23 protein-coding genes and 1 tRNA gene are annotated in these 25979 nt (G+C 72.8%); 11 read left to right on the forward strand and 13 right to left on the reverse strand.

The window, feature by feature from the left end; translation table 11 throughout:
• Positions 1 to 164 precede the first annotated feature (164 nt).
• Complete coding sequence (locus tag AB0D44_RS21420) at positions 165 to 1121, reverse strand: (2Fe-2S)-binding protein (protein ID WP_362593267.1); 957 nt, start codon at positions 1119 to 1121, stop codon at positions 165 to 167.
• A 248-nt stretch (positions 1122 to 1369) separates the two neighbouring features.
• Between AB0D44_RS21420 and AB0D44_RS21425 the strand changes: the two genes are divergently transcribed.
• The 5 genes from AB0D44_RS21425 (at position 1370) to AB0D44_RS21445 (ending at position 8763) form a co-directional block, all read left to right on the forward strand.
• The gene (locus AB0D44_RS21425; RefSeq protein ID WP_362593270.1) at positions 1370 to 2566 is read left to right on the forward strand and encodes an ATP-grasp domain-containing protein; all 1197 of its coding nucleotides are present in this window, start codon (positions 1370 to 1372) and stop codon (positions 2564 to 2566) included.
• Positions 2563 to 4365, forward strand: a complete 1803-nt coding sequence (locus AB0D44_RS21430) for an IucA/IucC family protein (RefSeq protein WP_362593273.1) — start codon at positions 2563 to 2565, stop codon at positions 4363 to 4365. The genes AB0D44_RS21425 and AB0D44_RS21430 overlap by 4 nt, the downstream gene beginning before the upstream one ends.
• Positions 4366 to 4463: 98 nt before the next feature.
• Entirely contained in the window at positions 4464 to 5717 is a 1254-nt protein-coding gene (locus AB0D44_RS21435; protein WP_362593434.1) for an MFS transporter, read from the forward strand.
• Positions 5717 to 7534, forward strand: coding sequence for an IucA/IucC family protein (locus AB0D44_RS21440; protein WP_362593276.1), 1818 nt, complete (start codon positions 5717 to 5719; stop codon positions 7532 to 7534). The genes AB0D44_RS21435 and AB0D44_RS21440 overlap by 1 nt, the downstream gene beginning before the upstream one ends.
• Entirely contained in the window at positions 7531 to 8763 is a 1233-nt protein-coding gene (locus AB0D44_RS21445) for a type III PLP-dependent enzyme (protein WP_362593279.1), read from the forward strand. Before AB0D44_RS21440 ends, AB0D44_RS21445 begins: the two co-directional genes overlap by 4 nt.
• Positions 8764 to 8863: 100 nt before the next feature.
• Here AB0D44_RS21445 and xdhC read toward each other — a convergent pair whose 3' ends face one another.
• The 7 genes from xdhC to AB0D44_RS21480 all read right to left on the reverse strand — a co-directional run bounded on the left by xdhC (position 8864) and on the right by AB0D44_RS21480 (position 18090).
• Positions 8864 to 9673 (reverse strand): xanthine dehydrogenase accessory protein XdhC, encoded by an 810-nt coding sequence (gene xdhC, locus AB0D44_RS21450; RefSeq protein WP_362593437.1) that lies wholly within the window; start codon positions 9671 to 9673, stop codon positions 8864 to 8866.
• Between the two features lies 1 nt (position 9674).
• Positions 9675 to 12131, reverse strand: a complete 2457-nt coding sequence (gene xdhB / locus AB0D44_RS21455; protein ID WP_362593282.1) for a xanthine dehydrogenase molybdopterin binding subunit — start codon at positions 12129 to 12131, stop codon at positions 9675 to 9677.
• Entirely contained in the window at positions 12128 to 13597 is a 1470-nt protein-coding gene (locus AB0D44_RS21460; protein WP_362593285.1) for an FAD binding domain-containing protein, read from the reverse strand. Before AB0D44_RS21460 ends, xdhB begins: the two co-directional genes overlap by 4 nt.
• Positions 13598 to 14054: 457 nt before the next feature.
• Positions 14055 to 14414, reverse strand: coding sequence for a hypothetical protein (locus AB0D44_RS21465; protein WP_362593287.1), 360 nt, complete (start codon positions 14412 to 14414; stop codon positions 14055 to 14057).
• Between the two features lie 131 nt (positions 14415 to 14545).
• Positions 14546 to 15397, reverse strand: a complete 852-nt coding sequence (locus AB0D44_RS21470) for a DUF72 domain-containing protein (protein ID WP_362593290.1) — start codon at positions 15395 to 15397, stop codon at positions 14546 to 14548.
• Positions 15398 to 15469: 72 nt separating this feature from the next.
• On the reverse strand, positions 15470 to 16720 hold the full coding sequence (locus tag AB0D44_RS21475; RefSeq protein WP_362593293.1) for an MFS transporter: 1251 nt from the start codon (positions 16718 to 16720) through the stop codon (positions 15470 to 15472).
• Between the two features lie 5 nt (positions 16721 to 16725).
• On the reverse strand, positions 16726 to 18090 hold the full coding sequence (locus AB0D44_RS21480) for an FAD-dependent oxidoreductase (RefSeq protein WP_362593296.1): 1365 nt from the start codon (positions 18088 to 18090) through the stop codon (positions 16726 to 16728).
• Positions 18091 to 18238: 148 nt separating this feature from the next.
• Between AB0D44_RS21480 and AB0D44_RS21485 the strand changes: the two genes are divergently transcribed.
• The 3 genes from AB0D44_RS21485 (at position 18239) to AB0D44_RS21495 (ending at position 20082) form a co-directional block, all read left to right on the forward strand.
• Positions 18239 to 18607, forward strand: a complete 369-nt coding sequence (locus AB0D44_RS21485) for a metalloregulator ArsR/SmtB family transcription factor (protein ID WP_362593299.1) — start codon at positions 18239 to 18241, stop codon at positions 18605 to 18607.
• Positions 18604 to 19104 carry an N-acetyltransferase family protein gene (locus AB0D44_RS21490; protein ID WP_362593301.1) on the forward strand — a complete coding sequence of 167 codons (501 nt, stop codon included), beginning with the start codon at positions 18604 to 18606 and terminating at the stop codon, positions 19102 to 19104. Before AB0D44_RS21485 ends, AB0D44_RS21490 begins: the two co-directional genes overlap by 4 nt.
• 162 nt (positions 19105 to 19266) lie before the next feature.
• Positions 19267 to 20082 carry a sulfite exporter TauE/SafE family protein gene (locus AB0D44_RS21495; protein ID WP_362593304.1) on the forward strand — a complete coding sequence of 272 codons (816 nt, stop codon included), beginning with the start codon at positions 19267 to 19269 and terminating at the stop codon, positions 20080 to 20082.
• A 66-nt stretch (positions 20083 to 20148) separates the two neighbouring features.
• On the opposite strand, the gene AB0D44_RS21500 is transcribed toward AB0D44_RS21495, so the two are convergent.
• Genes AB0D44_RS21500 through AB0D44_RS21510 form a run of 3 tightly spaced genes read right to left on the reverse strand, consistent with a single transcriptional unit; the run spans position 20149 to position 22339 of the window.
• Entirely contained in the window at positions 20149 to 21204 is a 1056-nt protein-coding gene (locus tag AB0D44_RS21500) for an ArsO family NAD(P)H-dependent flavin-containing monooxygenase (protein ID WP_362593307.1), read from the reverse strand.
• Entirely contained in the window at positions 21201 to 21983 is a 783-nt protein-coding gene (locus AB0D44_RS21505; protein ID WP_362593310.1) for an aquaporin, read from the reverse strand. Before AB0D44_RS21505 ends, AB0D44_RS21500 begins: the two co-directional genes overlap by 4 nt.
• Positions 21984 to 22024: 41 nt before the next feature.
• Entirely contained in the window at positions 22025 to 22339 is a 315-nt protein-coding gene (locus AB0D44_RS21510; protein WP_362593313.1) for a metalloregulator ArsR/SmtB family transcription factor, read from the reverse strand.
• A gap of 103 nt (positions 22340 to 22442) precedes the next feature.
• Between AB0D44_RS21510 and AB0D44_RS21515 the strand changes: the two genes are divergently transcribed.
• Entirely contained in the window at positions 22443 to 22859 is a 417-nt protein-coding gene (locus tag AB0D44_RS21515; protein ID WP_362593315.1) for an arsenate reductase ArsC, read from the forward strand.
• Positions 22860 to 23524: 665 nt separating this feature from the next.
• Here the strand turns inward: AB0D44_RS21515 and AB0D44_RS21520 are convergent.
• Positions 23525 to 23601, reverse strand: a tRNA-Pro gene (locus tag AB0D44_RS21520).
• Between the two features lie 147 nt (positions 23602 to 23748).
• On the opposite strand from AB0D44_RS21520, the gene AB0D44_RS21525 reads away from it, so the two are divergent.
• Together AB0D44_RS21525 and AB0D44_RS21530 are read left to right on the forward strand one after the other, a co-directional pair.
• Positions 23749 to 24450 (forward strand): transketolase, encoded by a 702-nt coding sequence (locus tag AB0D44_RS21525; protein WP_362593318.1) that lies wholly within the window; start codon positions 23749 to 23751, stop codon positions 24448 to 24450.
• 26 nt (positions 24451 to 24476) lie between these two features.
• On the forward strand, positions 24477 to 25388 hold the full coding sequence (locus AB0D44_RS21530) for a transketolase (protein WP_362593321.1): 912 nt from the start codon (positions 24477 to 24479) through the stop codon (positions 25386 to 25388).
• A 174-nt stretch (positions 25389 to 25562) separates the two neighbouring features.
• On the opposite strand, the gene AB0D44_RS21535 is transcribed toward AB0D44_RS21530, so the two are convergent.
• A complete protein-coding gene (locus AB0D44_RS21535) occupies positions 25563 to 25967 on the reverse strand; it encodes an MmcQ/YjbR family DNA-binding protein (protein ID WP_362593324.1) in 405 nt (134 codons plus the stop codon).
• Positions 25968 to 25979 lie beyond the last annotated feature (12 nt).

Raw genomic sequence — 25979 nt, forward strand, 5'->3', positions numbered from 1 at the left:
CAGCAGGGTCGCGGCGCCGGCGTACAGCGGGAAGACCGACAGGTACGCGGCCGGGGCCGGTTCAGTGTGCGGGGGACGTGCGGTGTGCGGGGGACGTGCGGTGTGCCGGGGACGCGCGGTGTGGAGGGTGCGGGGACAGCGCCGGAAGGCCGTGCGCGGACCGCTCAGTCCTCGCCCTCGATCCGGCGCAGCCGCTCCGCGTCGCAGGTCCGGGGACACGTCGTACAGGCCCGGGCCGCGTCCAGGGTGTAGTACATGCAGCAGCCGAGGCGGGTGCGGGTCGGATGCGACTGCCCGGCGCGGCCCGCGAGCCGCCTGAAGTCGGCGCCGCCGGGGAAGGGCGCTATGGCGGTCGGGAGCACGTCGGTCGCCTCCCGTACGGCCCGTTCCTCTTCGCCGAGGACGCGGCCGAGGTACCAGATGCCGGAGACGAGGTCGTCGCAGACCATCCCCCACAGGGCGCGGTCGCGGCGCCGGACCCGTGGCCCGATGGCGGCCAGCAGCGGCCGTACGTGATCGGCGACGGCGGCGCGCAGCTCGGCGCGCAGCGCCTCCTCGTCGGACACCACCCGGACGCCCGGCAGGCTCGCCGCCGGATCGCCGGGCAGGCAGGCGAATCCGGCGCCCGGCACGATCTCGAACGTGCCCGTCGACAGGTCCACGCGCACCTCGCGCGGGCGGATGCGCGGTACGCGCCGCTCCAGGTACCAGGCCCCGCTCATCAGCAGGCTGACGGACCAGAGGTAGTCGTGCAGCGCGCGCGACGCGGCCACGTCGGGGCGCGGATCGTGCCCGTGTCCCGCCCGGATGCGGGCGGCCTCGGCGGCGACGAAGGCGTCCAGGGGGGCCCGGTCCGCCGGTTGCGCCGATTGCGCCGGCTCCGCCGATTCCGCCGATTCCGTCGATTCCGCCGGCGCCGCCGCCCCCGCCGCTTCCACCGGCTCCGCGAGCTCGGCGAGTTCCGCGCCGTTGACCCAACGGCCGGGTGCCGGGGCAGCGGTGGCCACCCTGACGTCCAGCGCCTCGCAGACGGCCGCGAGACGGCCGTAGGTCCGCGCGAGCACGGCAGCGGCGTCCACGTCGCGGCGTCCGGGCGGCGCGGTGCGCGGGACCGTGGTCATCGGTTCTCGATCAGGTGCGGCACGGAAACTCCGTTACGGGAGAGTAGGTAAGGCTTACCTTAACCCAATGGCATACGATCTTTGCAGCACGCCACGTCAGGCGGCTCGAGCCTGAGTTGAGGCTAAGGGTTGGCTAACCTAAGCTGATCTCCGCTGGCGGATGGGGACATCCGTCGGCATCGAGGCGTGCCGGAAAACAGGCGTCGGCTCATCCCCCACTGCTCAGGAATTCGGAAGGGGCTCAGCCCATGCGGTTGTACCTGCTCGCACTCAACCCCACGGACTCGGTCACCGAAGGGTTCCTCCCCGCCGCGGCCCGGCTCGGCCTCGAGGTCACCGTGCTCACCGACCGGCCGGAGGCGCACCGTCAGGTCGCGGCGGACGTCGAGGTCCTGGAGTGCGACGTACGCGACTTCCGTGCGGTCATCACCCGGATATCGACGCACCACGCGCCCGATGCCGTGTTCACCAACAGCGATCACCTCCAGACCCAGGCGGCCCTGGCAGCCGACTACTTCGGCCTCCCCGCCAAGGACTGGAGGACGGCGCTGCGCGTCAAGGACAAGGCCCAGATGCGCCGCCACCTCGCCGCGAGCGGACTCGACGCGGTGTGGTCGACGGAGCTGTCCCCCGGTCAGGACCCGGCCGGCCTCACCGGCCCGGACGTGCCGTACCCGTGCGTGGTCAAGCCGCGGGAAGGCGTGGCCAGCGAGGACGTGGTGCTGGTCGAAGGACCCGAGGAGCTCGTCCTGCGCTGCAAGGAGATACAGACCCGCCGCCCGGAGGCCGCCCTGGTGGTGGAGGAGTACCTGGCGGGCGATCTGTGCAGTCTGGAGACGCTCGGCGACGGCCGGGTCCGCCACGTGCTGGGCGGCTTCCGCACCCGGCTGTCCGCACCCCCGTACTTCATCGAGGAGCGCTGCACCTTCGTCGGCGCCCACCCCGAACCGGTCGTGGAGCAGGTCCTCGCCCAGCTCGACGCCCTCGGCGTCGGATTCGGCATCTGCCACACCGAGTTCGTCGTCAAGGACGGCCGGGCCCGCATCATCGAGGTCAACTACCGGGCCATCGGGGACCAGGCCGACCTGATGCTCGCCCAGCTGCTGGACATCCCGCTGTTCGAGCACGTCCTGCGGACGCACCTGGGGGAGCCGCTGCCCGCGGACCTGGGCGCGCGCACGGACGGCGTGGCCCTGGTCGACAATCCCTGCGCCCAGCGCGCCGGCACGCTCACCGCCGCACCCGGGCCGGCCGACCTCGTCGTGGACGGCGTCGAACTCACGTACCGGCCGCTGCGCGCGATCGGGGAGCGGCACGACCTCTACCACACCAACCGCGACTTCATCGGGGCACTGCGCGCGCTCGGCCGCGGCACCGACCAGGAGACCGTCGACCGCGTCGCCGCCGACTTCCTCGCCGCGCAGCGCTGGGAGATCACCCCGTGACCACGACCACCTCCACCGCCACCGCAACCCCCTGCGAAACCTCCGAAGGGGAGCTGCTGCTCCGCGTCCTCAGCGCCCTCCTGCGGGAGGACGTCGTAGGCCTGCGCACCCGCACCACCGCCGTCGACCGCACGGACGGCCGCTGGCTGCGGCTGCCCGCGGACGACGGCGACGCCCTCCTGCTTCCGGTCGTCGAGGACGGCTACCAGAGCCAGTACGCCGCCCGGCTGCCGCTGCTCGCCCGGGAGTCGGACGGCCGCGAACTGACCACCCACGACGAGGTCCTCGAGGCGCTGAGCGCGCTGGCCGACCCCGTGGACCGCGGCGGCTTCGACGCCTTCGCCGAAGAGTGCCGCCAGACCCTCGCCACGATGCGGCTGCACGCCGACACCGCGGACGAGGTCGCCGACGGCCTCGCCTCGGGTCTCCTTTCGTCCGGACGCGGCGCCGACCCCGCCGACTGGACCGGTCTGACGGGCGGGCTCGCGTACGACACCCTCGCCGCACGCCTCGACCACCCGGTGTACCCCACCGCGCGCGGCCGCTCCGGTCTCGACGAGAACCAGCTGCGGGCCTACGCGCCGGAGTTCCACCCGCGCTTCGCGCTGCGCTGGATCGCCGTGCCGCAGCAGGACCTCACGGTGGCCGGCGGCCCGGCCGCGCTGCCCGCGGTCTGGCCCACGCCGGCCGCGCTCGGCCTGCCCGAGCTCGACCACAGCCACCTCGCCCTCCCCGTCCACCCGCTCACCGTCGGCGCGCCGCTGCGCGAGGCGCTGAGCGCCGCGGGCCTGGCCGAGCGGGCCGTCCTGGCCGAGCGCCCGTACCTCGACGTCGTCCCCACGCTGTCCATGCGTACGGTCGCGGTCACCGACGACCCCACCCTGCACATCAAGGTCCCGATGGCCACGGCCACCCTGGGGCTGCGCAACCGCCGGATCATCCGGCCCGGCTTCCTCGCCGACGGGGTCGCGGGCCAGCGCCTGATAGAAGCCGTCGTCGCGCGCGAACCCCGGTTCCAGGGCGTGATCCTGCACGCCGACGAGACCGTCTACGCCCATGCCGGCCACGAGCTCCTCGCCGCGCTGTGCCGCCGTTACCCGGCCGGACTCGAGGACTCCGTCGTCACCCCGCTCGCCGCGCTGCTCGCCGAGGCCCCCGGCGGCCGCCTGCTGATCGACCACCTCGCCGACCGGTTCTACGGCGGCGACCCGGTCGCCCTGCTCGAGGCCTACCTGCGGCTGCTCCTCGACTGGCAGACGACCCTGTTCGGCTACGGCATCGCCCTGGAGTCGCACCAGCAGAACGTCTCCCTCGTCCTCGACCGCGGTCCGGGCGGTGACACCCGCGTGCGGCTGCTGTTCAAGGACGACGACGGCCCGCGCGTCCACCCCGCCCGCGTCCGCGCGACGCTCGGCGGCGACGCCCCCCTCGGCTTCGACGACCCCCGCGCCTTCTGCGACGAGGACCGCCCGCTCACCGACCTGTTCACCACCATCACCCTGCACCTGTGCGCCGGTTCGTACGCCTTCGGGCTGCACCGGCACGGCCGGGCCGCGGCGGACACCGTGCTGGAGCTCGTACGCGAGCTGCTGGCCGAGGCCGCCGAACGGCTCGGAACCGGACCGGGCGAGCCCGGCGCCACCCTGCGCGCCCACGTGCTGGACGCCCCGCAGCTGCCCGTCAAGGCGATGGTCAGCGCCGGAACCCTGCTCAGCAAGGAACGCTCCGGCGCCGCCGACATCAACAAGCACTACACCACCGGCCCCAACTACCTGCTGCGGCCGGAGGTGTCCCCGTGAGCACCGGCGCTCCCCCGGCCCCGCACGGGACGGCCCCCGAGACCGGCCCCGGCCCCGGCCCCAGCCCCGTCCCCGGCCCCGGCCCCGGCCCCGAGACCATGCCCCGGTCCGTGCCCGAGCCCCGCCCGGCCCTCGGCCGCAAGCAGGTCCACGCGGTCGCCGGCTGCTACTTCGTGGCCTCCTTCGCCGCGCTCGGCCTGCCGCCGTTCCTCACCGAAATCCTCCCGGAGCTCGGCGACCGCGACGCGAGCTGGGCCGGTGTGCTCTACATCGTCCCCACCGTCTTCGCCGCCGTCGGCGCCCCCCTGTGGGGCCGGCTCGCCGACCGGTTCGGCCGCAAGCGGCTGCTGCTGCGCGCCCAACTGGGGCTGGCCCTCTCCTTCCTGCTGGCCGGCTGGGCCGACTCGATCGCCGCCTTCACCGTGGCCCTGGTGCTCCAGGGCATCCTCGGCGGTACGTTCGCCGCCTCCAACGGCTACCTGGGCGCCGCGCTGCAGGGCCCGGACCTGTCCAGGGCCCTCACCCTGATGCAGGGCGCCGCCCGGGCCGCGCTGGTCTTCGCCCCGATCGTGGTGGGCAGCCTCTCGCCCTGGCTGTCCCCGCACCGCCAGTACGCCCTGCTCGCCGTCCTTCCGCTGACGGCCGCGGCGCTGATCGCCGCACTGCCGGAATCCCGCGGCGTGCCGGCCGGGTCCCGCGAGCCGTCGGCGGGTGAACCGCCGGTCGACGCGGCCCCGGGCGTGCCGGAAGAAGAAGCCCGCACCGAGCGCACCACGTCCCTGCGCGGCCTGTACGCCCTGGAGTTCGCCTTCGTCTTCTCCACGGTCATCTCCTTCCCGTACCTGATCTCCCTCATCGAGGACCGGATCCCCGGCACCTCCCCCGTCGTCTCCGGCATCCTGTTCGCCCTGCCCCACCTGTGCTACCTCGCCGCCGCGATGTGGGTGCACTCGGCCTTCCACCGGCGCCCCCGCCTCGGCGTGGCGCTGGGGTTCGCCTGCATAGCCCTCGGGCTGGCCGGGCACGGGCTGGCCCACTCGCTGACCACGCTCGTCGCCGTCCGCCTGCTGCTGGGCGCGGGCCTCACCCTCGGCCTCGTCTGCCTCTCCGTGATGGCCTCCGACTGCGCCAAGGGCCGGGCGCCCGGCGGGCTGTTCGGCTCGATCGAATTCTTCTCCAAGGCCGGCGCGGTCGTCGCCGGCCTCGCCGCCGCGGCGGGCAACAGCCTGTACGGGCCGTCCGCGCCCGTGCTGACCGGTACGGCCGTGGCCCTGCTCACGGTCTGCGCGACCGCCCTGCCGGCCCTGAACCTCCGCTCCCCCCGCTCTCTCCGCACCCGCAGGAGCCGTTGATGTCCCTGACCGATGCATTCGGTACCGCCTCCGCCACCACCTGCGCCGCCGTCGCCCGCTCCGCCGCTCCGGCCGGGCTGCCCACGGCCGACGAGGCAGTCGCCCACACCCTCCTGAACTGCCTGCTGCGCGAGCTGTCCGGACCGGAGCACCAGACCGCGGTCGCGGACGGCCACCTGGTGCTGTGGCTGCCGCGGCGCGGGGTGCGGCTGCGCGCGGCCCTGCGCCGTACCTCGCTGCTGGGCGCACACCGTTTCACCGGGCCGGTGCGGGAGCAGCGGGACGGCGGCTGGGCCGAGGTCGGCTGGCGCCTGCTCGCCGAGTACGTCCACGACGAGCTGTCCCTGCGGACCGACGTGCGCAACGAGGAGTTCCTCGAGCAGATAGCCTCCAGCCACCAGGCCGTGTCGGCCGCCCTCGCCGTACGCGCCGAGCGGCCGGCCACGCAGAGCGCGGTCGGGGACGGCGACGGGCTCGCCGCCTACCTGGAGTCCGAGCAGTCCCTGCTCTTCGGCCACCGCTTCCACCCCACCCCCAAGGCCCGTACCGGCGACACCGCTGCCTGGCTCGCGTACGCGCCCGAGACCGGTGCCTCCTTCCAGCTGCGCCACCTCGCCGTCCGCGAGCACCTGATCGCCCAGGAGACCGCCGCCGAGGGCGCGGCGCAGGCCCTGGACCAGCTGCGCACCGATGTGCCCGAGGGCTACCGGCTGCTGCCCGCGCACCCGTGGCAGTACGAAATGCTGTGCGAACACCCCGGGTTCCGCGCGGCGTGCGACCGCGGCGACATCCTGGACCTGGGCCTCGCCGGCACGCCGTTCGCTGCCACCGCTTCGGTGCGCACGCTGTACGACGGAGCCCTCTTCCTGAAGTTCAGCCTCAACATCCGCATCACCAACTGCCTGCGCAAGAACGCGAGTTACGAGCTCTCGGGCGCGGTGGCCCTGACCCGTCTGCTGGCCCCGGTCCTCGCCGACCTGGAGACCCGCTTCCCGGGCACCGCGATGCTCCGCGAGCCCGCCTACCGCAGCCTCGCCCTGCCCGGCCCCGACGGCACCCCGGACCGCTCGCTCCTCGAGGGCTTCGGCGTGATCGTCCGCGAGGGGCTGCCCGCCCGGCTGATGCCCGGCACCACGCCGCTGCTCGCCGCGGCCGTCGCCGACGAGTACCCCACGGGCCCCGGGCACATCTCCCACCTGCTCGCGGACTCCTCCGCCGGGTCGGCGCTCGACTGGTGGGCGGCGTACCTCAAGCTGCTCGTCCCGCCGGTCATGGCCGCGTACTTCGACCACGGGCTGGTCCTGGAGCCGCACCTGCAGAACGTCGTCGTCTGCGTCGACGAGGAGGGCATGCCGGCCCAGGTCCTCTTCCGGGACCTGGAGGGCACCAAGCTCGTCCCCGAGCAGCACGCGGACCTCCTCGCATCGCTGCCGGCCGAGGTCGCGGGCCCGATGACGTACGACGCCCAGCGCGGCTGGGACCGGGTCGTGTACTGCCTGCTCGTCAACCACATCGCCGAGATGCTCGCCGCCCTCGCCGACCTGCACCCGCAGTCCGAGGCCGCCCTGTGGGCGCAGGTCCGCGCCACCCTCCAGGCGTACGCCGACCGGGGCGGCTGCCCGCCGCGGCTGGCCGCCCTGCTCGCCGGGGTGCCGCTGCCCGCCAAGGCCAACCTGCTCACCCGCTGGGAGCGCAAGGCCGACCGCGACGCCGGCTACGTCCGGCTCGCCTCTCCGCTCGCCGAGGACGTGCTGTCCCAGGCCCTGCAGCACGACGCCGACGACGACCTCGCACACGACACCCGGAGCGCCCGATGACCGCCCCCACCCCCGCGGTGCGCGACCGCCTGCTGTCCCTCGGCGACGCGGAACTGCCCGCCTACCTCTACGATCTGACGGCGCTGCGCGAGCACGCCGCCGCCGTACGGGCCGCCCTCCCGGAGCGGGTCGAGCTGTACTACGCGGCCAAGGCCAACCCCGAGCCGGAGATCCTGGCCGCCCTCGACGCGTACGTCGACGGCTACGACGTCTCCTCCGGCGGTGAACTCGCCCACGTGGCCAAGGCGGTGCCGTGCCGACCGCTGGCCTTCAGCGGCCCGGGCAAGACTCCCGCCGAACTCGCGGCCGCCCTGGAACTGGGCGTGGAGCGCTTCCACATCGAGAGCCTGCACGAACTGCGGGTGCTGGCCGCTCTCGCCGCGCGCACGGCCCCCGGCCCGAGCGGCCTCCCGCCCCGCCCCGGTGTCCTGCTCCGCTTCAACCTCCCGCTGGCCGCCGCCTCCCTCGAAGGCAGCTCGCTGGCCATGGGAGGCCGCCCGACTCCCTTCGGCCTCGACCCGGCCGAGGCCGACACGGCCGTCCGCCTGCTCACCGACGGCACCTACCCGCAGCTGCAGCTGCTGGGCGTGCACGCGCACCTGGCGAGCGGCCTCGACGCCCCGGAGCAGCTCGCGGTGGCCGAATCGGTCGTCACCTGGGCCGCGGACCTCGCCGCCCGCAACCGCGTCCGGATCGCCGAGGTCAACGTGGGCGGCGGGATGAGCGTCGACTACGAGGACCCGGAACGCCGCTTCGACTGGACGGCGTACGGAGCCGGCCTCGCCCGCCTGCTGTCCTCCCACCCCGACCTCACGCTGCGCATCGAGCCGGGCCGCGCGGTGAGCGCGTACTGCGGCTGGTACGCCACGGAGGTGCTGGACGTGAAGCACAGCCACGGCGAGGAGTTCGCCGTGGTCCGCGGCGGCACCCACCACATGCGCACCCCGGCGACCAAGGGCCACGACCAGCCCTGCACCGTGTTTCCCGTGGACGCATGGCCGCACCCGTGGCCCAGGCCGGCCGCCGGCGCGGAGCGGGTCACCCTCACCGGCCAGCTCTGCACCCCGAAGGACCTGCTGTCCCGGAACGTGCCCGCGCCGGGGCTGCGCGCCGGTGACCGCGTGGCCTTCGGACTCGCGGGCGCCTACGCCTGGAACATCTCGCACCACGACTTCCTGATGCACCCCCGGCCCGGCTTCCACTTCCTCACCACGGAGCCGTCGGCGTAACGGAGCCGTCAGCGATCCGGGGCCGCGCTCCGCCGCCCGACCGCCTGGAACGTGAACGCAGGCGGTCGAGCGCGGGCACCGCGCCGTACCGGCCGGCGCGTCAGCACCCCTCGGTTTCGAAGGTGCGCAGCAAGTCGGCCGCGACGCTCACGGCGATGGTCGCGGGTTCCTTGCCGGTGATGTCGGCCAACCCGATCGGGGTCTTGATCCGGTCGATGGCGGCCCCGTCGTGACCGCCCTCGGTGGCGAGGCGTTTGCGGAACCGCACCCACTTGGCCGCCGACCCGATCAGGCCGATGGAGCCGAGGTGCGGCGTGCGCAGGGCGGCGTCGCACAGAGCGGCGTCCTCGGCGTGGTCATGGGTCATGATCAGGACGTGGGTGCCGTGCGGCAACCGGGAAAGCACCTCCTCCGGCAGCAGCGGCGTGTGGTGCACGTGCACCTGCGCCACCGCGTCCTCCAGTACGTCGAGCCGCTCCTCGGTGAGGATGTCGGAACGGGTGTCGACCAGATGGAGGTCGAGGTCCTGGCGGGCCAGGATCCGCGCCAGTTCCAGCCCGACGTGTCCCACGCCGAAGATCGCGACGGCCCGTACCACCGGCAGCGGTTCGAGCAGCACCGAGACCGTGCCGCCGCAGCACTGCACGCCGTGCCGGTTGACCACCTTGTCGTTCAGGGCGAAATCGATCAGCTCCGGCTCCGGCGTGGACGCGGCGATCATCTCCCGGGCCCGGTCGATCGCGACGGCCTCGACGTTGCCGCCGCCGATCGACCCCCATGTCTCGCTGCGCCCCACGACGAGTTTGGCACCGGCGTCGCGCGGGGCGTGTCCGCGCACGGTCGCGACGGTCACCAGCACACCGGTCTCCCGGCGTGCCCGCAGCCGTGCGACCGCGGCGAACCACGTCATGTCAGGCACCGCTCAGCGCTTCTGCGTCGGTGCGGATCCCGCCGTCGGCGGCCTGCCCGTCCGGGGCGTGGCCGGAGGCGGCCGACCTTGCGCGGACGCCACCGTCTCGGACGCCACCGTCGCGGGAGGCGTCACCCCGGCGAGCCGCCTGGATCGCCCAGTACACGGCCTCCGGCGTCGCGGGCGAGGCCAGCTCGACACCGACCCCTTCCGGCCCGAACGCGGCGGCGGCCTGCCGCAGCGCTTCCCGCACCGAGAACGCCAGCATCAGCGGGGGCTCACCCACTGCCTTGGAACCGTAGACCGCGCCCTCTTCGGTGGCGTTCTCCATGAGCGTGACGTGGAACTCCTCGGGCATCTCCGAGAAGCTCGGCAGCTTGTAGGTGCTCGCGGCCTGCGTCAGCAGCCGGCCGCGGTCCGGCCCGTCGGTGACGTCCCAGCGCAGGTCCTCGAGCGTCAGCCAGCCCGCGCCCTGCACGAAACCGCCCTCGACCTGACCGATGTCGATCATGGGCGACAGGCTGTCGCCGACATCGTGCACGATGTCCACCCGCCGGATGCGGTACGCGCCGGTGAACCCGTCCACCTCCACCTCGGCCGCGGCGGCGCCGTAGGAGAAGTACTTGAACGGCGAGCCCCGGAACGTCTTGGCGTCCCAGTGCAGACCCTCGGTCCGGTAGAAGCCGGCCGCCGACAGCTGGACCCGCTGGAAGTACGCGGTGCGCACCAGGTCGTCCCAGGCCAGTTCCTCCTCGCTGCCCAGGGTGCGCGCGACGCCGTCGGCGATGCGCACGTCCGAGGCGTTCGACCCCAGCTGCGTGGCGGCCACCTGCAGCAGCCGCTCCCGGAGCTGCTCGCAGGCGTTCTTCACGGCCGCACCGTTGAGGTCGGCCCCGGAACTGGCGGCGGTGGCCGAGGTGTTGGGCACCTTGTCGGTGCGCGTCGGGGCGAGCCGCACCTTGTGCAGCGGGATGCCCAGGGTGGTCGCGGCGACCTGCAGCATCTTGGTGTGCAGGCCCTGTCCCATCTCGGTGCCGCCGTGGTTGATCAGGACGGAGCCGTCCTTGTAGATCAGCACCAGGGCGCCGGCCTGGTTGAAGGCGGTGAGGTTGAACGAGATGCCGAACTTGATGCCGGTGATCGCCAGGGCCCGCTTGGTGTGCGGCTGCGCGGCGTTGAAGGCGGCGATCTCGCGCTCGCGCTCGGCGGTGCCTCCGTTGTCCTGGACCTGTTGCCAGACGGCGGAGATCCGTTCGGGATGGAGGACCGGCTGTCCGTACGGGGTCGAGTGACCCTCCCGGTAGAAGTTGCGCTCCCGCAGCTGCGCCGGGTCCAGGCCGAGGAGCGGCGCGCACCGGCCCATGATGTCCTCGATCACCAGCATGCCCTGCGGTCCGCCGAAGCCGCGGAAGGCGGTGTTGGAGACCTTGTTGGTCTTGGCGATGCGACCGGCGACGCGCGCGTTGGGGATCCAGTACGTGTTGTCGATGTGGCACAGCGCGCGGGCCACCACCGGCTCGGAGAGGTCCAGGCTCCAGCCGCCGTCGGCGGTCAGGGTGGCGTCCAGGGCCTGGATGCGCCCGTCCGCGTCGAACCCGATCTTCCACTCGGCGTGGAACCCGTGCCGCTTGCCGGACATGGTCAGGTCCTGGGTACGGTTGAGCCGCACCCGGACCGGCCGGCCGGTCAGCGTGGCGCCGAGTGCGGCGATGGCCGCGAACCCGTGCGGCTGCATCTCCTTGCCGCCGAAGCCGCCGCCCATCCGCAGACACTGCACGGTCACCTCGTGGCTGTGCAGGCCGAGCACGTGCGCGACGATTTCCTGCGTCTCCGAGGGATGCTGCGTGCTGCTCTGGACGAAGACCTGCCCGGCCTCGTCGACGTAGGCCAGCGCGGCGTGCGTCTCGAGGTAGAAGTGCTCCTGATCGGCGAACTGGAACTCGCCGGTGAACACGTGCGCAGAGTCGGCGAACCCGGCCTCGACGTCGCCGGTCAGCATCACCGGCCGGGCGCCGTGGAAGCTGTTGGCCGCGATGGCGTCCTGCAGCGCGATCAGGGAGGGCCGTTCGTCCAGTTCCACCTCGACGGCCGCGGCACCGAGCCGGGCCGCCTCCAGGGTCTCGGCGAGCACCCAGGCGACCGCGTGGCCGTGGAACATGACCTCGTCGGGGAACAGCGGTTCGTCGTGCTTCATCCCGGCGTCGTTGACGCCGGGCACGTCGGCACCGGTCAGCACGCGGACCACGCCGGGCACGGCGAGCGCGGGCGCGGTGCGCAGCGCCGTGATCCTGCCGTGGGCCTTCATGACCTGGACGGGGTGGGCGTGCAGGACGTCCTTGGTGCGATGGACCAGGTCGTCGGTGTAGAGCGCGGCGCCGGTGACGTGCAGGACGGCACTCTCGTGCGGCATGGACACACCGACGACGGGCTTTTCGGGACGTTCGGACAAATGGCTCATGACGACACCGCCTCGGTGGTTCGCGCGTACAGCTTCAGCAGGCTCTGGCCGAGCATCGCGGAGCGGTAGCCGGCGCTGGCGCGGTGATCGTCCATCGGTGTGCCCTCGTGCCGCAGCACCTCGGCCGCGGCCTCGGTGGTCTGCGCCGTCCAGGGCCTGCCCTCCAGGGCCGCCTCGGTGGCCCGGGCGCGGATCGGGGTGGCCGCCACGCCGCCCAGGCCGATGCGCGCCTTGCGGACGATCCCGTCCTCGATGTCGAGCGCGAAGGCGACCGCCACGCTGGAGATGTCGTCGAAGCGCCGCTTGGCGATCTTGTGGAAGGCCGCGACGGGTGAGAGCGGCAGCGGGATGCGCACCGCGCGGATCAGCTCGCCGGGACGGCGCACGCTCTGCCGGTAGCCGGTGAAGTAGTCCGCCAGCGGGACCGCGCGCTCACCGTCGGCGTCCGCGAGCACCACCGAGGCCTCCAGCGCGAGCAGCACCGGTGGACTGTCGCCGATGGGCGAGCCGGTGCCCAGGTTGCCCCCGAGGGTCGCGCCGTTGCGGATGAGCCGGGATGCGAACTGCGGGAACAGCTCGGCCAGCAGCGGGACGCGGCCGTCGAGGCGGCGTTCGATCTCGGTGAGCGTCAGGGCCGCACCGATCTCGATGTGGTCGGGTTCGACGTGCAGCTCCCGCAGTTCGGGCAGCCGGTCGACGGCGACCACGCAATCGGCCCGGCGGGAGCGGATGTTCACCTCCACGCCCCAGTCGGTGGAGCCGGCCACGACCACCGCGCCGGGTCGCTCGCGCAGCAGCCGCAGGGTGTCGGCCAGGGTGCCCCGCCGCAGGAACGTGCTGCCGCCCTGGCCGTATTCCGTGGCGACCGGGGCAGGCGGCGACTGCTCGCGCCGCCGCGCCAGCGGGTCCTCGTCGGCGGGAGCGCCGACGGCGAACGCGGCGTCGCGGATCGGGCGGTACCCGGTGCAGCGGCACAGGTTTCCGCTCAGTGCGTGCAGATCGAAGCCGTTCGGACCGTGCTCGGGGTCGGAGTCGGCGCCGTCGGCGGGGTCGGCGTGCGCGCAGCGGTCGGGCCGGTAGTACTCGGCGGCCATGCTGCAGATGAACCCCGGTGTGCAGTAACCGCATTGGGAACCGCCGCGGACCGCCATCTCCTCCTGCACCGGGTGCAGGGTGGGCGCCGCGCCGGGTTCCCCGGTGGTGGCGAGCCCCTCGGAGGTGACGATCTCCTGACCGTCGAGGGCCGCCACGGGGACCAGGCAGGCGTTGACCGCCACCCAGTCGGTGGGCCTGTTCACGCCGGGCCGGGCCACCAGGACCGAACAGGCGCCGCATTCACCCTCGGCGCAGCCCTCCTTGGTACCGGTGAGTCCGCGCTCACGCAGGAAGTCCAGCACGGTGGTGTGGGGCGGCGCCGGTGCGATCGGCGCTTCTTCCCCGTTGACCGTGATCCGCGGGGCTACCATGACGGCCCCTCGTTTCGGTGCGCGATCGACTGATTCATCATGTTCGCCAATGTCAGGCAGCTTTCTGTGCTCAGACGCGCCGCGTGAGAGAAACGGGCGCACAACGGCACGCGACAGCGGCGTGCCGGAAGAGGGAGACGGGAAACCCGGAAGGACGTGCCGCGAACGGGCACATCAGAACGGCCTGCTCAGCAGCCGTGCGCGATCCGGCCCGGAACCCAGACGGTGCGCTGGGCGAGGCGACTCAGATCAGAGCTGGTGCACATCTGCCGGTCGCCTCCTTCGGGTGCGTCATGGATCGACGATTCACGCAAATTAGCGGCTGGGGCCACACCGGTCAAGAGTCGGCCCGCCTCCCGTCCGCCCCTCGGAACGCACGGCCGACAAGAGCAGACCGGCCACGTCGGAATCACCGCACCGGGCCCACGCGCGCTCCCCTCGGCACGCCCTCCCCGTCTCAGTGGAACTCGTGGACCACCTGGATCTCGCCGACGATGTGGGCGTTGAAGTCGTCGAGCTCCTCGGCCGGAACCCAGAGCTCGAGGATCGTCTGCCCGCCCGCCTGCTGGACGGGATACCGGCTCAAGAACTCCGACTCGACCTCGAAACGAGTGACGAAGCCGGCACCATCGTGCTTCACGTTCCAGTCCCGCGCGATCCTGATCGCGTACTCCTCGTTGAGGACCGGGTAGAAGATCGGCTGCTCGGGCAGCCGGGGCGGCCACGCACGCCAGTTCAGCTCCCGGACCAGATCCAGCTCCTTGGGGCCGGTGGGGCGCCACAAGGTCGTCGTTGCCTGCTGGCTGGTCATGTCCATCGCTCTCTGATCGTAGGCCTCTGGTACGGCGCGTCGGGAGACCGGACGATACCGGCACCCTGAACTCGGCAGCCACCCAGTTCTTCCGCACTGGCCGGCGCCGTGACCAGCAGGAGAACCGGAAGACCGCTTCAGGAACATTCCAGTAGACCGCGCAGCGTCTCGGCGGCTCGTACGGCGGCGTCCGCGCAGCAGTTGTTGAACAGGACGTGCAGGTGCTCGGCCCGGTCCGCCAGGAAGCGCAGGCGAGGCAGCCAGGCGGCCAGCTCCTCCCGCGTGTAGACATGGCGGAAGCGGTCCTCCTTGCCGCCGGTCCCCCAGGCGGCGCTGCGGCCGTGGAAACGGACGACTGCGAGCTTCGACGACGTGACGGGTGTGACGGCGGGCATCGAGGTGGGCAGCCCCTGGGCCGTGTCCACGGCCACCGCGGTGGCGTCCAGGTCCTTCAGCAGGGCAGCGGTGCGCTCCCGCCGGTCCTCGCGCCACCAGTCGGGATGGCGGAACTCCACGGCCATCGGCCACTGGTACGCCCGTTTCCTGGTGGCGTGGAGCACGGTCTCGGCCCGCACGCCCGGAGCGAACCACGGCGGGAACTGGAACAGTACGGCGCCCAGCCGCCCGGACTCGCGCAGGGGCCGCAGAGCCGCGCCGAAACGGTGCCAGACCTCGTCGAGCAGCTCCGGGTCCCCGAGGTCGTGGCCGCGCAGGTCGGCGGGCAGGGCGGCCCGGCGGGTGGGGTGGCCCGTGAGGAGGGAGAACGCCTTGACGTCGAACCGGAAGTGCGGCGGCGTGCGTTCGCTCCAGAGCACACTGTTGCGCACGCTGGGGAGAGCGTAGTAGCCGGCGTCGACCTCCACGACGGAGAAGCGCTCGGCGTAGTGCCGCAGCCTCCCCTCGGGGTCACGCCGCCCGGCTGGGTACCATCCGCTGGCCACCAGCGCCTTGTCCGTCCATGAACACGTCCCGATCAGCAACTCGCCCATACCGGCCGTCCCTTCGTCACCGGCGCGTCTACCCTGGAAGGCTTTCGCCGCCCTCGGTGACGAACGGCGGGTTCACGCGTGACGCGTGGCGACCTCGCCCCCGGGCGTTCCTGCGACCTGTTGTGTGCGGGCACCGAGGGCTGTGGCGGCGGCAGCGATCGACAATCCCGCGAGCAGTGCGAACAGGGCGGGGTAGCCGCCGAGTGGTCCGGCCAGGACTGCGCCGGCGAAGGGTGCGAGGGCGGCAGCTGCGTGGGATGGCGCTCCGAGGAGTCCGGACAGGCGGCCGTAGTGGGTGGTTCCCCAGCGGTCGGTGACGGCGGTTGCCTGGAGGAGGGTGAGGTTGCCCCGGATGACCCCGGCGAGGACCGACACGGCGACGAGTACGGCGTACGGGCCGGCCACGGACGCGAGGGCCGCGGTGGTGAGGGCGCCGAGCGCGATCAGGCTGACGGTGCGGGCGCTCACGCCCAGGTGGCGGGCGAGGGTCGCGTACAGGGTGCGGCCGAGGGTCTGCCCAGCGCCACCGAGGCCGAGGGCCCACGCCGCCTGGGTGGTGGTGTAGCCGCGTTCGAGGAGGAGGGGGACCAGGCCGATGACGACGGCGTACATCGCGAACGCGGACAGGGTGAAGGTGACAGCCAGCATCCGGAAAGGCCGGCTGCGCACGACGTGTTCGTGGCCGCCGGTGATGTTCGGCGGGTTCGGAGGGGCTGCGGGCCAGGGGGCCTTGAGGGCGAGAGCGTGAGCCGGGACCGTGATGGCCGCGAGGATGCCGGCGAGTACGGCGTAGGTGCCGCGCCAGGAAAGGTGGCCGGCAAGGGCCGCGGTGAGGGGTGCGAAGACGGTGGAGGCCAGTCCTCCGGCGAGGGTGACGATGGTCAGGGCCCGGATGTGGTCCGGGGCCCACCAGCGGGTGAGGGCGGCGAACGCGGGCTGGTAGAAGGTGGCGGCCATCGACGCCCCGGCAAGCAGCCACCCGGCGGTGAAGACGGCGAGATGGGGGGCTGCGGCCACGACGAGGAGGCTGAGGGGTCCGAGGACGGACCCGGCCGTCATGACGGCGTGGGGGCCGCGGCGGTCCAGCACGCGGCCGACGTACATGCCCACGACGGCCGAGACGACGAGCGCTGCGGAGAAGGCGGCGGTGGTCACCCCCGCGGGCCAGCCGGTGTCGGCCGTGATGGCGGGGTTGAGGACGGGGAAGGCGTAGTAGAGGACGCCCCAGCTGGTGATCTGCGTCAGGCAGAGGGCGGGCAGGACGGCGCGTGGCCGCGGCCGGACCCCCGTCCCGGTCGCGGCCACGCCCTTGGTGTTGGCCATGCGGGTCAGCAGCCGCCGGAGGAGGCGGGCGCGCCGATGGTGAGGGTGGCGGGAGCCGCGCAGCAGCCGCCACCGGCCGGTTCGGTGGTCTCGGGCTGGTCGAAGAGGCCGGCTCCGCCGCAGACGCCGGTCTCGGGCAGGGTCAGCTCGACGCGCTCGGCGGCTTCCTGGTCTCCGGCGAGGTGGGCGGCGATGGAGCGGACCTGCTCGTAGCCGGTCATGGCGAGGAAGGTCGGGGCGCGGCCGTAGGACTTCATGCCGACGAGGTAGACGTCCTTCTCGGGGTGGGAGAGCTCGCCCACGCCGTGGGGGTAGACGGTGCCGCAGGAGTGCTGGTTCGGGTCGATCAGCGGCGCCAGCTCCACCGGGGCCTGCAGGCGCTCGTCCAGGCCCAGGCGCAGCTCGTCGAGGAAGCTGAGGTCGGGGCGGAAGCCGGTCAGGACGATGACCTCGTCCACGGCGTCGAGGCGGCGGCCGTCCTCGCCGACCAGGACCAGGCGCCCGTCGCCGTCGCGCTCGATGGCGTCGGTGCGGAAGCCGGTGACCGCGTCGGCGTACCCGTGGTCGACGGCTGCCTTCGCTGCCAGGCCGAGGGCGCCGCGGGCGGGGAGCTGGTCGGCTTCGCCGCCTCCGAAGGTGGAGCCCGAGATGCCTCGGCGCAGGATCCACAGGGCCTTGGTTCCGGTGCCGTCGTCGGTCTTGGCGAGGTCGGCGAGGTAGGCGAGAGCGGTGAAGGCGGAGGCTCCGGAGCCGATGACGGCGGTGCGCTTGCCGGCGTAGCGGGAGCGGACGACCGGGTCCTGGAGGTCGGGGACGCGGTAGGTGATCCGGTCGGCTGCGGCCTTCTCGCCGAGGGCGGCCAGGCCGCTGGCGCCCGCCGGGCTCGGGGTGGACCACGTTCCGGAAGCGTCGATCACGGCGCGGGCGAAGACGCGTTCCTCACGGCCGTCGGCCTGCTCGACGTGGACGACGAACGGCTGGGCGTCACGGTCGGCGTCGACGATGCGGTCCCGGCCGGCGCGGGAGACGCCGGTGACGCGGGCGCCGAAGCGGACGCGGTCGCCGAGGACGTCGGCGAGGGGCTGGAGGTAGAGCTCGGCCCAGTCGCCGCCCGTGGGGTACGAGTCCACGTCCGGCGTGACCCAGCCGGTCGGGGCGAGGAGCTTCTCGGCGGCGGGGTCGACGACCTCACCCCAGCGGGAGAAGAGGCGTACGTGGGCCCAGTCGCGGGTGGCGGCGCCGGCCTGGGGGCCGGCTTCGAGGACGAGGAAGTCCAGGCCGCGGTCTTCGAGGTGGGCAGCGGCGGCCAGTCCGGCGGGACCGGCCCCGATCACGACGACGGGCAGGTCGGTGGTGGCAGACGCGGTCATGGCCGACTCCTCTTGCTTCGATGTTTGTCGATGACTTACGTGATCAGCATGGCACCTGTTTCGATGTGCGTCAACATAGACATTCATCGAATCGATGAGGATCCCGAGGCCCTTCTCGCATTGGTTCGACGTATGTCAACATAGACATATGTCGAATGCGAAGGTGTTGCCGCTGCTGGAGCCCGAGGCCGTCGCCGCGTGCTGCCCGCCGCTGAACGAGCGCCCGATGTCGGCGGACGAGGCCGAGGTCGCGGCGAAGATGTTCAAGGCCCTCGGCGATCCGGTGCGCCTGCGCCTGTTCTCCGCCGTCGCCTCCCACGAGGGCGGCGAGGCGTGCGTGTGCGACATCTCGGATGTCGGCGTGTCCCAGCCGACGGTCTCCCACCACCTGAAGAAGCTGAAGGAAGCCGGACTGCTGTCCTCCGAGCGGCGCGGGACGTGGGTGTACTACCGGGTCGAGCCCTCCGTGCTCGCCGCCATGGGCGCGCTGCTGGGCGGCGCCGCGAAGGCGGCATGACCATGGTGGTTCGGATCGTCCCGATGCTGCCCGAGCACGCCGAGCAGGTCCTCTCGATCTACCAGGCCGGAATCGACGAGGGCAACGCCACCTTCGAGACCGCCGCCCCACACTGGGCGTCGTTCGACGCCGCGAAACTGGCCGGGCACCGCTTCGTCGCCTTGGACACGGACGAGGCGGTGCTGGGCTGGGTGGCGGCGAGCACGGTCTCGGACCGCTGCGCGTACGCAGGGGTGGTCGAGCACTCCGTCTACGTCCACCCCGATGCCCGCGGCCTGGGCGTGGCCCGTGCCCTGCTGGACACGCTGATCTGCTCCACCGAGAAGGCCGGCATCTGGACGATCCAGTCCGGGATCTTCCCCGAGAACACCGCCAGCCTCGCCCTGCACGAGCGCGCCGGCTTCCGGGTCATCGGAACCCGCGAACGCATCGGGCGCCATCACGGCGTGTGGCGGGACGTGGTCCTGCTGGAGCGCCGCAGCGCCGTCCTGGCATAGCGCGGTTCGCGCCGGCGCAGGCCGATAGGGCGAGGGTCCACGCAGGGCAGTCGAATCCTGGGCTCGGAGGTCTCCACCAACCGCCGGACGACCCCTGGTGGCATTCCTCGAAGCTGCGGCCCGGCCGTAGCAGGCGGGCCATCGACCGGCGATGATGCCGTGATGCGCACCGAAACTGACCTCGACCGCCTCCACCCGACGCACACCGCACCCGTGGTGTTCGCTGCGGGAGCGGCGATCGGCGTTCTCGGCGGGATGATCGGGCTGGGCGGCGCGGAGTTCCGGCTGCCGCTGCTGATCGGGCTGTTCGGGTTCGCGGCGCTCTCGGCGGTCATCCTGAACAAGGCGATGAGCCTGGTCGTGGTCCTGGCCGCGCTGCCCGCCCGGCTGGCCGCGGTCCCGGCCGCCGAAGTGGCCACCCGCTGGCCCGTCGCGGCCAACCTCCTGGCCGGCAGCCTGCTCGGCGCGTGGGCCGGAGCCTCCTGGGCCGTCCGGATGCGCTCCGCCACCCTCTACAAGGTCCTGGCCGCCCTCATGGTGCTCATGGCGGCCGCCCTGGTCCTCACGCACACCACCACACTCGGCACGCTCGATCTGCCCCTGACGGCTCAGATCCCCGCAGGGATCGCGGCCGGCTTCGGCATCGGTGTCGTCGCCGCCATCATGGGCGTCGCCGGCGGGGAGCTGCTGATCCCGACGATCGTGCTGCTCTTCGGGCAGGACATCAAAACGGCCGGCAGCCTCTCCCTGCTGGTGTCCCTGCCGACCATGCTCGTCGCCTTCGCCCGCTACAGCCGTGACGGCAGCTTCGCCGTCCTGGGCGCCAACCTCCGGTTCACCGCGACCATGGCCGCGGGCTCGATCGCGGGCGCAGTCCTGGGCGGGCTGCTGCTCGGTGTGTTCCCGGACGTGGTCCTGATCCCCGCGCTGGCCGTCATCCTTCTCGTGTCCGCGTACAAGCTGGCCCGGCACGACTGATCACACGGGACGCCTCGGTGGGTCGTACCGGATGAGGTGGGGACGGGCGTCAGGTGAGGACGGGTGTCAGGTGAGCAGGTCGCGGATCTGCCGGGCGGCCTCGCGGGCCGGGCGGCCGACGCCGATGAGGGTGGCGGAGGCGGGGCCGGTCCAGTCCCCGTAGCCGAGCAGGTGCAGGCGCGGCTCGTCGAGGGACCGGGTGCCGTCGGTGGCGATGTGGCCTCGGCTGCCGCGCAGGCGCAGGCCGGCGAAGTGGGCCAGCGCAGGCCGGAAGCCCGTGCACCAGATGACCGCGTCCGCCCCGGCCTCCGTGCCGTCAGCCCATCGCACACCGGTGGGGGTGAGCCGGCCGAACATCGGCCCGGCCGTCAGGAGCCCGGCGTCGCGGGCCGCGCGGACCGGGGGTACGGCGACGATGTCGCCGAGGGAGGCGACGCCTCCGGTGTCGGTGCGGCCTGCGTCGAGGGCGCGGCGGCGGGCGGTGGCGTGGTCGAACAGGACGTGGCCGTCGATGTCGTCGGCCAGGTAGCGCGGCGGGCGTCGGGTCACCCAGGTGAGGTCGGCCGTACCGGCGAGGTCTGCGGCGATCTGTGCCCCGGAGTTCCCACCGCCCACCACGATCACGCGCTGTCCTGCGAACTCGGCGGCGCTGCGGTACTGGACCGTGTGCAGCTGGCGTCCGGTGAACGCGCGGCGGCCCGGGACAGCGGGCAGGAACGGGCGGGTCCAGGTCCCGGTGGCGCTGATGACGGCGCGGGCCTGCCAGTCGCCGCCCTCGGTCTCGACGCGCAGGAACGCGCCGTCGCGGTGGACCGCCTCCACCCACACGCCGCGCTCGACCGGGAGCTCGTACCGCTTTTCGTAGTCCGCGAGGTACGACACCACGTGCCCGCCATCGGGGTAGAGGTGTCCCTCCTGCACGGGCATCAACCGGCCGGGCAGCGAGGAGTACGCCGCGGGCGAGAACAGGCGCAGCGACTCCCAGGTGTGCTGCCAGGCCCCGCCGGGTGCCGTCTGGGCGTCGAGGACGACGTGCTCGACGCCCAGACGGCGCAGGTGGTAACCGGCGGCGAGCCCGGACTGGCCGCCGCCGATCACCACCACGTCCGTGCGCCGGCTCATGCCGTGGGCGTCCCGGTGTCGGTCTTGCCGCGCATGAAGATGACCGCGACGAGCGCCAGGCCGACGACCACCCCGACCAGCTGCACGCCAATGAAGCCGGCCACCGAGGACGGGGCGATGCCCGCGAAGGTGTCGGTGAAGGCGCGACCGATGGTCACCGCCGGGTTGGCGAACGAGGTGGAGGAGGTGAACCAGTACGCGGCGCCGATGTACGAAGCCACCGCGACCGGCGCGAACCGCAGCCGGTCGGTCTTCGCCAGCCCGAAGATCAGCAGGATCAGACCTGCGGTGGCGACGACCTCGCCGAGGAGCAGGTTCCCGGCAGACCGGTCGTGCGTGGACCACTTCACCAGCGGCTCGCCGAACATGGCGTCCGCCAGGATCGCGCCCGCGATCGCCCCGGCGACCTGGGACGGCACGTACACGGCCACCTCGCGGGCGTTCACGCCGGCGCCGCCGCGGCGGGCGGTCCACCACTCGGCCAGCGTCACGGCCGGGTTGAAGTGCGCGCCGGAGACCGGTCCGAGGAGGGCGATCAGCACACCGAGGCCGAAGACGGTGGCGGTGGAGTTGGCGAGCAGTTGCAGCGCGACGTCGTCGGTGAGCTTGGTGGCCTGGATTCCGGAGCCGACCACGACGGCGACCAGCGCGGCGGTGCCGACCAGCTCGGCCACGGCCCGCGCGATCAGTGGCGTGCGGGGCGGGGTCGCGCCGGGTGCGGGCTGCGGCGACGTGTCGACGGCTATGGCGTCGCTCGCGGCGGGCTCGGTGGCGGTCAAGGCGGGTTCTCCTCGGGCAGGTGAGGCAAGGCGCGGGACGGCTACGGGCAGGACCGCTTGAGGTGCGCTTCGGCGGTGGCACGCGCGGTCCGGGCCAGGTCGGCGAACTGACCGGCGATGCCTTCGATGACTTCCGGGCGCAGGCGGTAGTAGGTGAACCTCCCGCAGGGCTCCGTTTCCACGACTCCGGCTTCGCGCAGCACCTTCAGGTGGTTGGAGAGGTTGGTCTGCTTGGCACCCGTCTCCTCCACGAGGTGGGTGGTGCAGAGCGTCTCCCTGGCGAGGAGGGTCACGATCTGGAGCCTGAGCGGATCGGCCAGAACCCGGATCAGATCAGTGTCGACTGACGTCATCATGGACTGATACTGTCACATCATCGAGGGCTGACACCAGCCTGGGCTGAACCATGCCACCGGTCCGTGACATGCCCCAGCCGCGCCTGCCATGAAGGAAATGCCGATGTCCGCGAACCCGCTCGCGTCCGTTCTCTTCGTCTGCATCCACAACGCCGGCCGCTCCCAGATGGCCGCGGGCTTCCTGCGCCATCTCGCCGGGGACCGCGTCGAGGTCCGCTCCGCCGGCTCGATGCCCGGCGACCGGATCAACCCCTCCGCGGTGGCCGCCATGGCCGAGCTGGGCATCGACATCTCCGACCAGACGCCGAAGGTGCTGACCCCCGAGGCCGCCCAGGCCTCCGACTACATCATCACCATGGGCTGCGGCGACGCCTGCCCCTACTTCCCCGGCAAGACCTACCTCGACTGGCAGCTCGAGGACCCGGCCGGCCAGGGCGTCGAGGCCGTCCGCCCCATCCGCGACGAGATCAAGGACCTCATCGAGGGCCTCATCGCGGAGATCGACGCGAAGAAGGCCTGAGGCGACGTGAGCGACACGATCCCGGCTGAGGCATACGCGACGTCGTCACCATCGGCTCCGACCCCGCCGGATACACCGCCGCCCTCTCCCCTGCCCGCGCGCAGCTCCTTCCTTCCGCCTCCCGGAGGCGGAAGGTCTGCGTACCGGCGTCGGCGCTGGCCGGATCTACCGCCGCTGCGGCTGCGGAGATACCCAGCACCCAGACGCGCTCCAGCCGCGCCTGGATCGCCATCTCACCCGTGTCGCCACGCCACTTCGACACCGAGCAACGACAACAACCTGCACGAGGGGCGACCCTGACGATCCGGGTCTCCAGGACGCTGCGGCACTCCACCCTGTCGACCACCGCGAACATCTACAGCCACCTCACCCGGCACGGCAGGCCGCCCGCGAAGCCGTCGACTGCATCGACCGCACCCTCACCGGAGCTCAGAAGGCCGGGCTCGAGACGCGGCGCCAGGCGTGGCTGAGACCACCGCGCGACCACATCCGCCAGCTCGGTGAAGTCGTCCGCCGGCTCCGCTCCCCCGCAGCGCCGGCCTCCTGCGCCACGGCCTCCCGGCCGCGGGCCGGACGTACGACCCCATGGCGACCACCATGGCTCCGGACGCACGAAAGGCCGCCCTCTCATGTGTGAGAGAACGGCCTCCGACCTGCATGAAGCATGGTCGGGACGACAGGATTTGAACCTGCGACCCCTTGACCCCCAGTCAAGTGCGCTACCAAGCTGCGCCACGTCCCGATGCGCGCTGACCTGGGGTTTCCCCTGGTTGGACGCGCAGGAGAACAATACCGCACTTCGTGGGGTGGTCGCGCGCACCTTTCCGGTTGGCGATCCGGAGCGGGATCTTCTTGACCTCGAGCGCGCTTGAGGTTGCACGATCCTTGCATGACACAGGCAACTGCGGACGCGGAGTTCCGCTACGACGACCTGGGCCGGCTGATCGGCCTCATGACCGGGGCCGAGAAGCACGGGCCCGCCGCCACCTCCACGCTCGACGTGCTGTGGGTGCTCTACGACCGGGTGCTGCGGGTGACGCCCGCCACCGCCGGGGACGCCGGGCGGGACCGGTTCCTGCTGTCCAAGGGGCACGGGCCGATGGCGTACTACGCCGTGCTCGCCGCGAAGGGGTTCTTCCCCGTCGAGTGGCTGCCCGGCTTCGGATCGTACGCGTCGCCGCTCGGGCACCACCCGGACCGCACCCTGATACCGGGCGTGGAGATCGGCAGCGGGTCGCTCGGGCACGGGCTGCCGCTCGCCGTCGGCAGCGCGCTCGGGCTGCGCGCCCAAGGGCTGGCCGATCCGGCGGTGTGGGTACTGATCGGGGACGCCGAGCTGGACGAGGGCAGCAACCACGAGGCGCTCGCCTACGCGGGCTCCGCCGGGCTGGAGAGGCTGCACACCGTGGTGATCGACAACGATTCCGCGACGCACGGCTGGCCCGGCGGGATCGCGGCCCGGTTCGAGGCCGCGGGCTGGTCCGCGGCCACCGTGGACGGGCGGGACCACGCCGCGCTGCACGCCGCCTTCACCGCACCGCACCCCGGCCGGCCGCACGTCGTGGTCGCCCGTGTCGAGAAGAAGCAGTAGAAGCAGGAGTAGGGGAGCCGAGACTTATGGACACCATGCGGGAACGATTCATCTCCGTCACGTCACGCCTGCTCGACGAGGACCCCCGGCTGGCCGTCGTGCTCGCCGAGATCTCCATGGACGGGTTCCTCCCCGCCCGGCAGCGCCATCCGGACCGGGTGATCAACGTCGGGATCCGGGAACAACTGCTCGTCGGCGTCGGCGGCGGCCTCGCCCTCACCGGTATGCGGCCGGTCGTGCACACCTTCGCCAGCTTCCTCGTGGAGCGGCCGTTCGAGCAGGTCAAGCTGGACTTCGGGCACCAGGGCGCGGGGGGCGTCCTGGTCAGCGCGAGCGCCAGCTACGACTGGCCGGCCGGCGGGTTCACGCACATGGCGCCGGGCGACGTGGCCCTCCTGGACACCCTCGACGGCTGGACCGTCCACGTCCCCGGGCACCCCGACGAGGCCGAGGCGCTGCTGCGGCACGCTTACGCCGCCGGGGACGACAAGGTCTACGTCCGCCTGTCCCAGCAGTCGAACACGGCGCCGCGCCCGGTGCGGGACCTGCGCTTCCAGACCGTACGGGAGGGACGCGCGGGCGTGGTCCTGGCCGTCGGGCCGCTGCTGGACAACGTCCTGGCGGCGACCGAGGGCCTGGACCTGACCGTGCTGTACGCCCCCACCGTGCGCCCCTTCGACGACGCGGCGCTGCGCGAGGCCGCCGGGCGGGGAGGGAACGCCGACGTGGTCCTCGTCGAGCCCTATCTGGCCGGTACCTCCACGACCGCCGCGAACGACGCCCTGGCTCAGGTGCCGCACCGGGTGCTGGGCCTGGGCGTGGGCCGCGCCGAGCTGCGCCGCTACGGCACGCTCGACGAGCACACCGCGGCGCACGGACTGGACCCGCACTCCCTGCGCGAGCGCATCACCGGCTTCCTGCGCCCGCCGGCACGGTAGGCACCCGTGGGGAGGAGAGGGCGTGGGGTGGGGAGCGCTGGCCGGTGCCAGGTGTCCACGGTCCCTGACGGGGGTCGCAGGCGGCACCCGGCGTCGGCGCGGAACGGTCCGCTCGCCGGGACGCCGCAGCGGGCCCCGTGCCGCCCGGCTCCGCCCGCCTCCGCCCGCCGCGGCTCAGCCCTCGGCGCCCTCGCCGGTCCGGCCGCCGCCGCGGCCCCCCGCCTCGCCGTCCGCCAGTTCCGGATGGGCCGCCGCCAGCCGCTTCGGGGCGGCCTGGAGCCAGGAGTCGATCAGGATCGAGCGCAGTTCCGCCTCGTCGTCCAGCGCCTCCAACCGGACGCGGAGCCAGGCGTAGTTGTCGTCGTGCCCCTCGCGTATGAAGAACTTCTCCGGCTCCGCCGCGATCAGCTCGGCCCGGTCCTCCTTGGGGCACTTGACCCCGATCGCCGCGTCGTCGTCGGCCAGCGCGGCGAAGATCTTTCCGCCCACCCGGAAGGTCGGCGTGCCCCAGGCCGGCTTCTCGCTGCTGTCCGGGAGCGACAGCGCGATCGCACGGACGTCCTGCGCGGTGGTAGCCATGCCACGACCGTA

The organism is Streptomyces sp. NPDC048349, assembly GCF_040651925.1.
Taxonomy (GTDB): Bacteria; Actinomycetota; Actinomycetes; order Streptomycetales; family Streptomycetaceae; genus Streptomyces.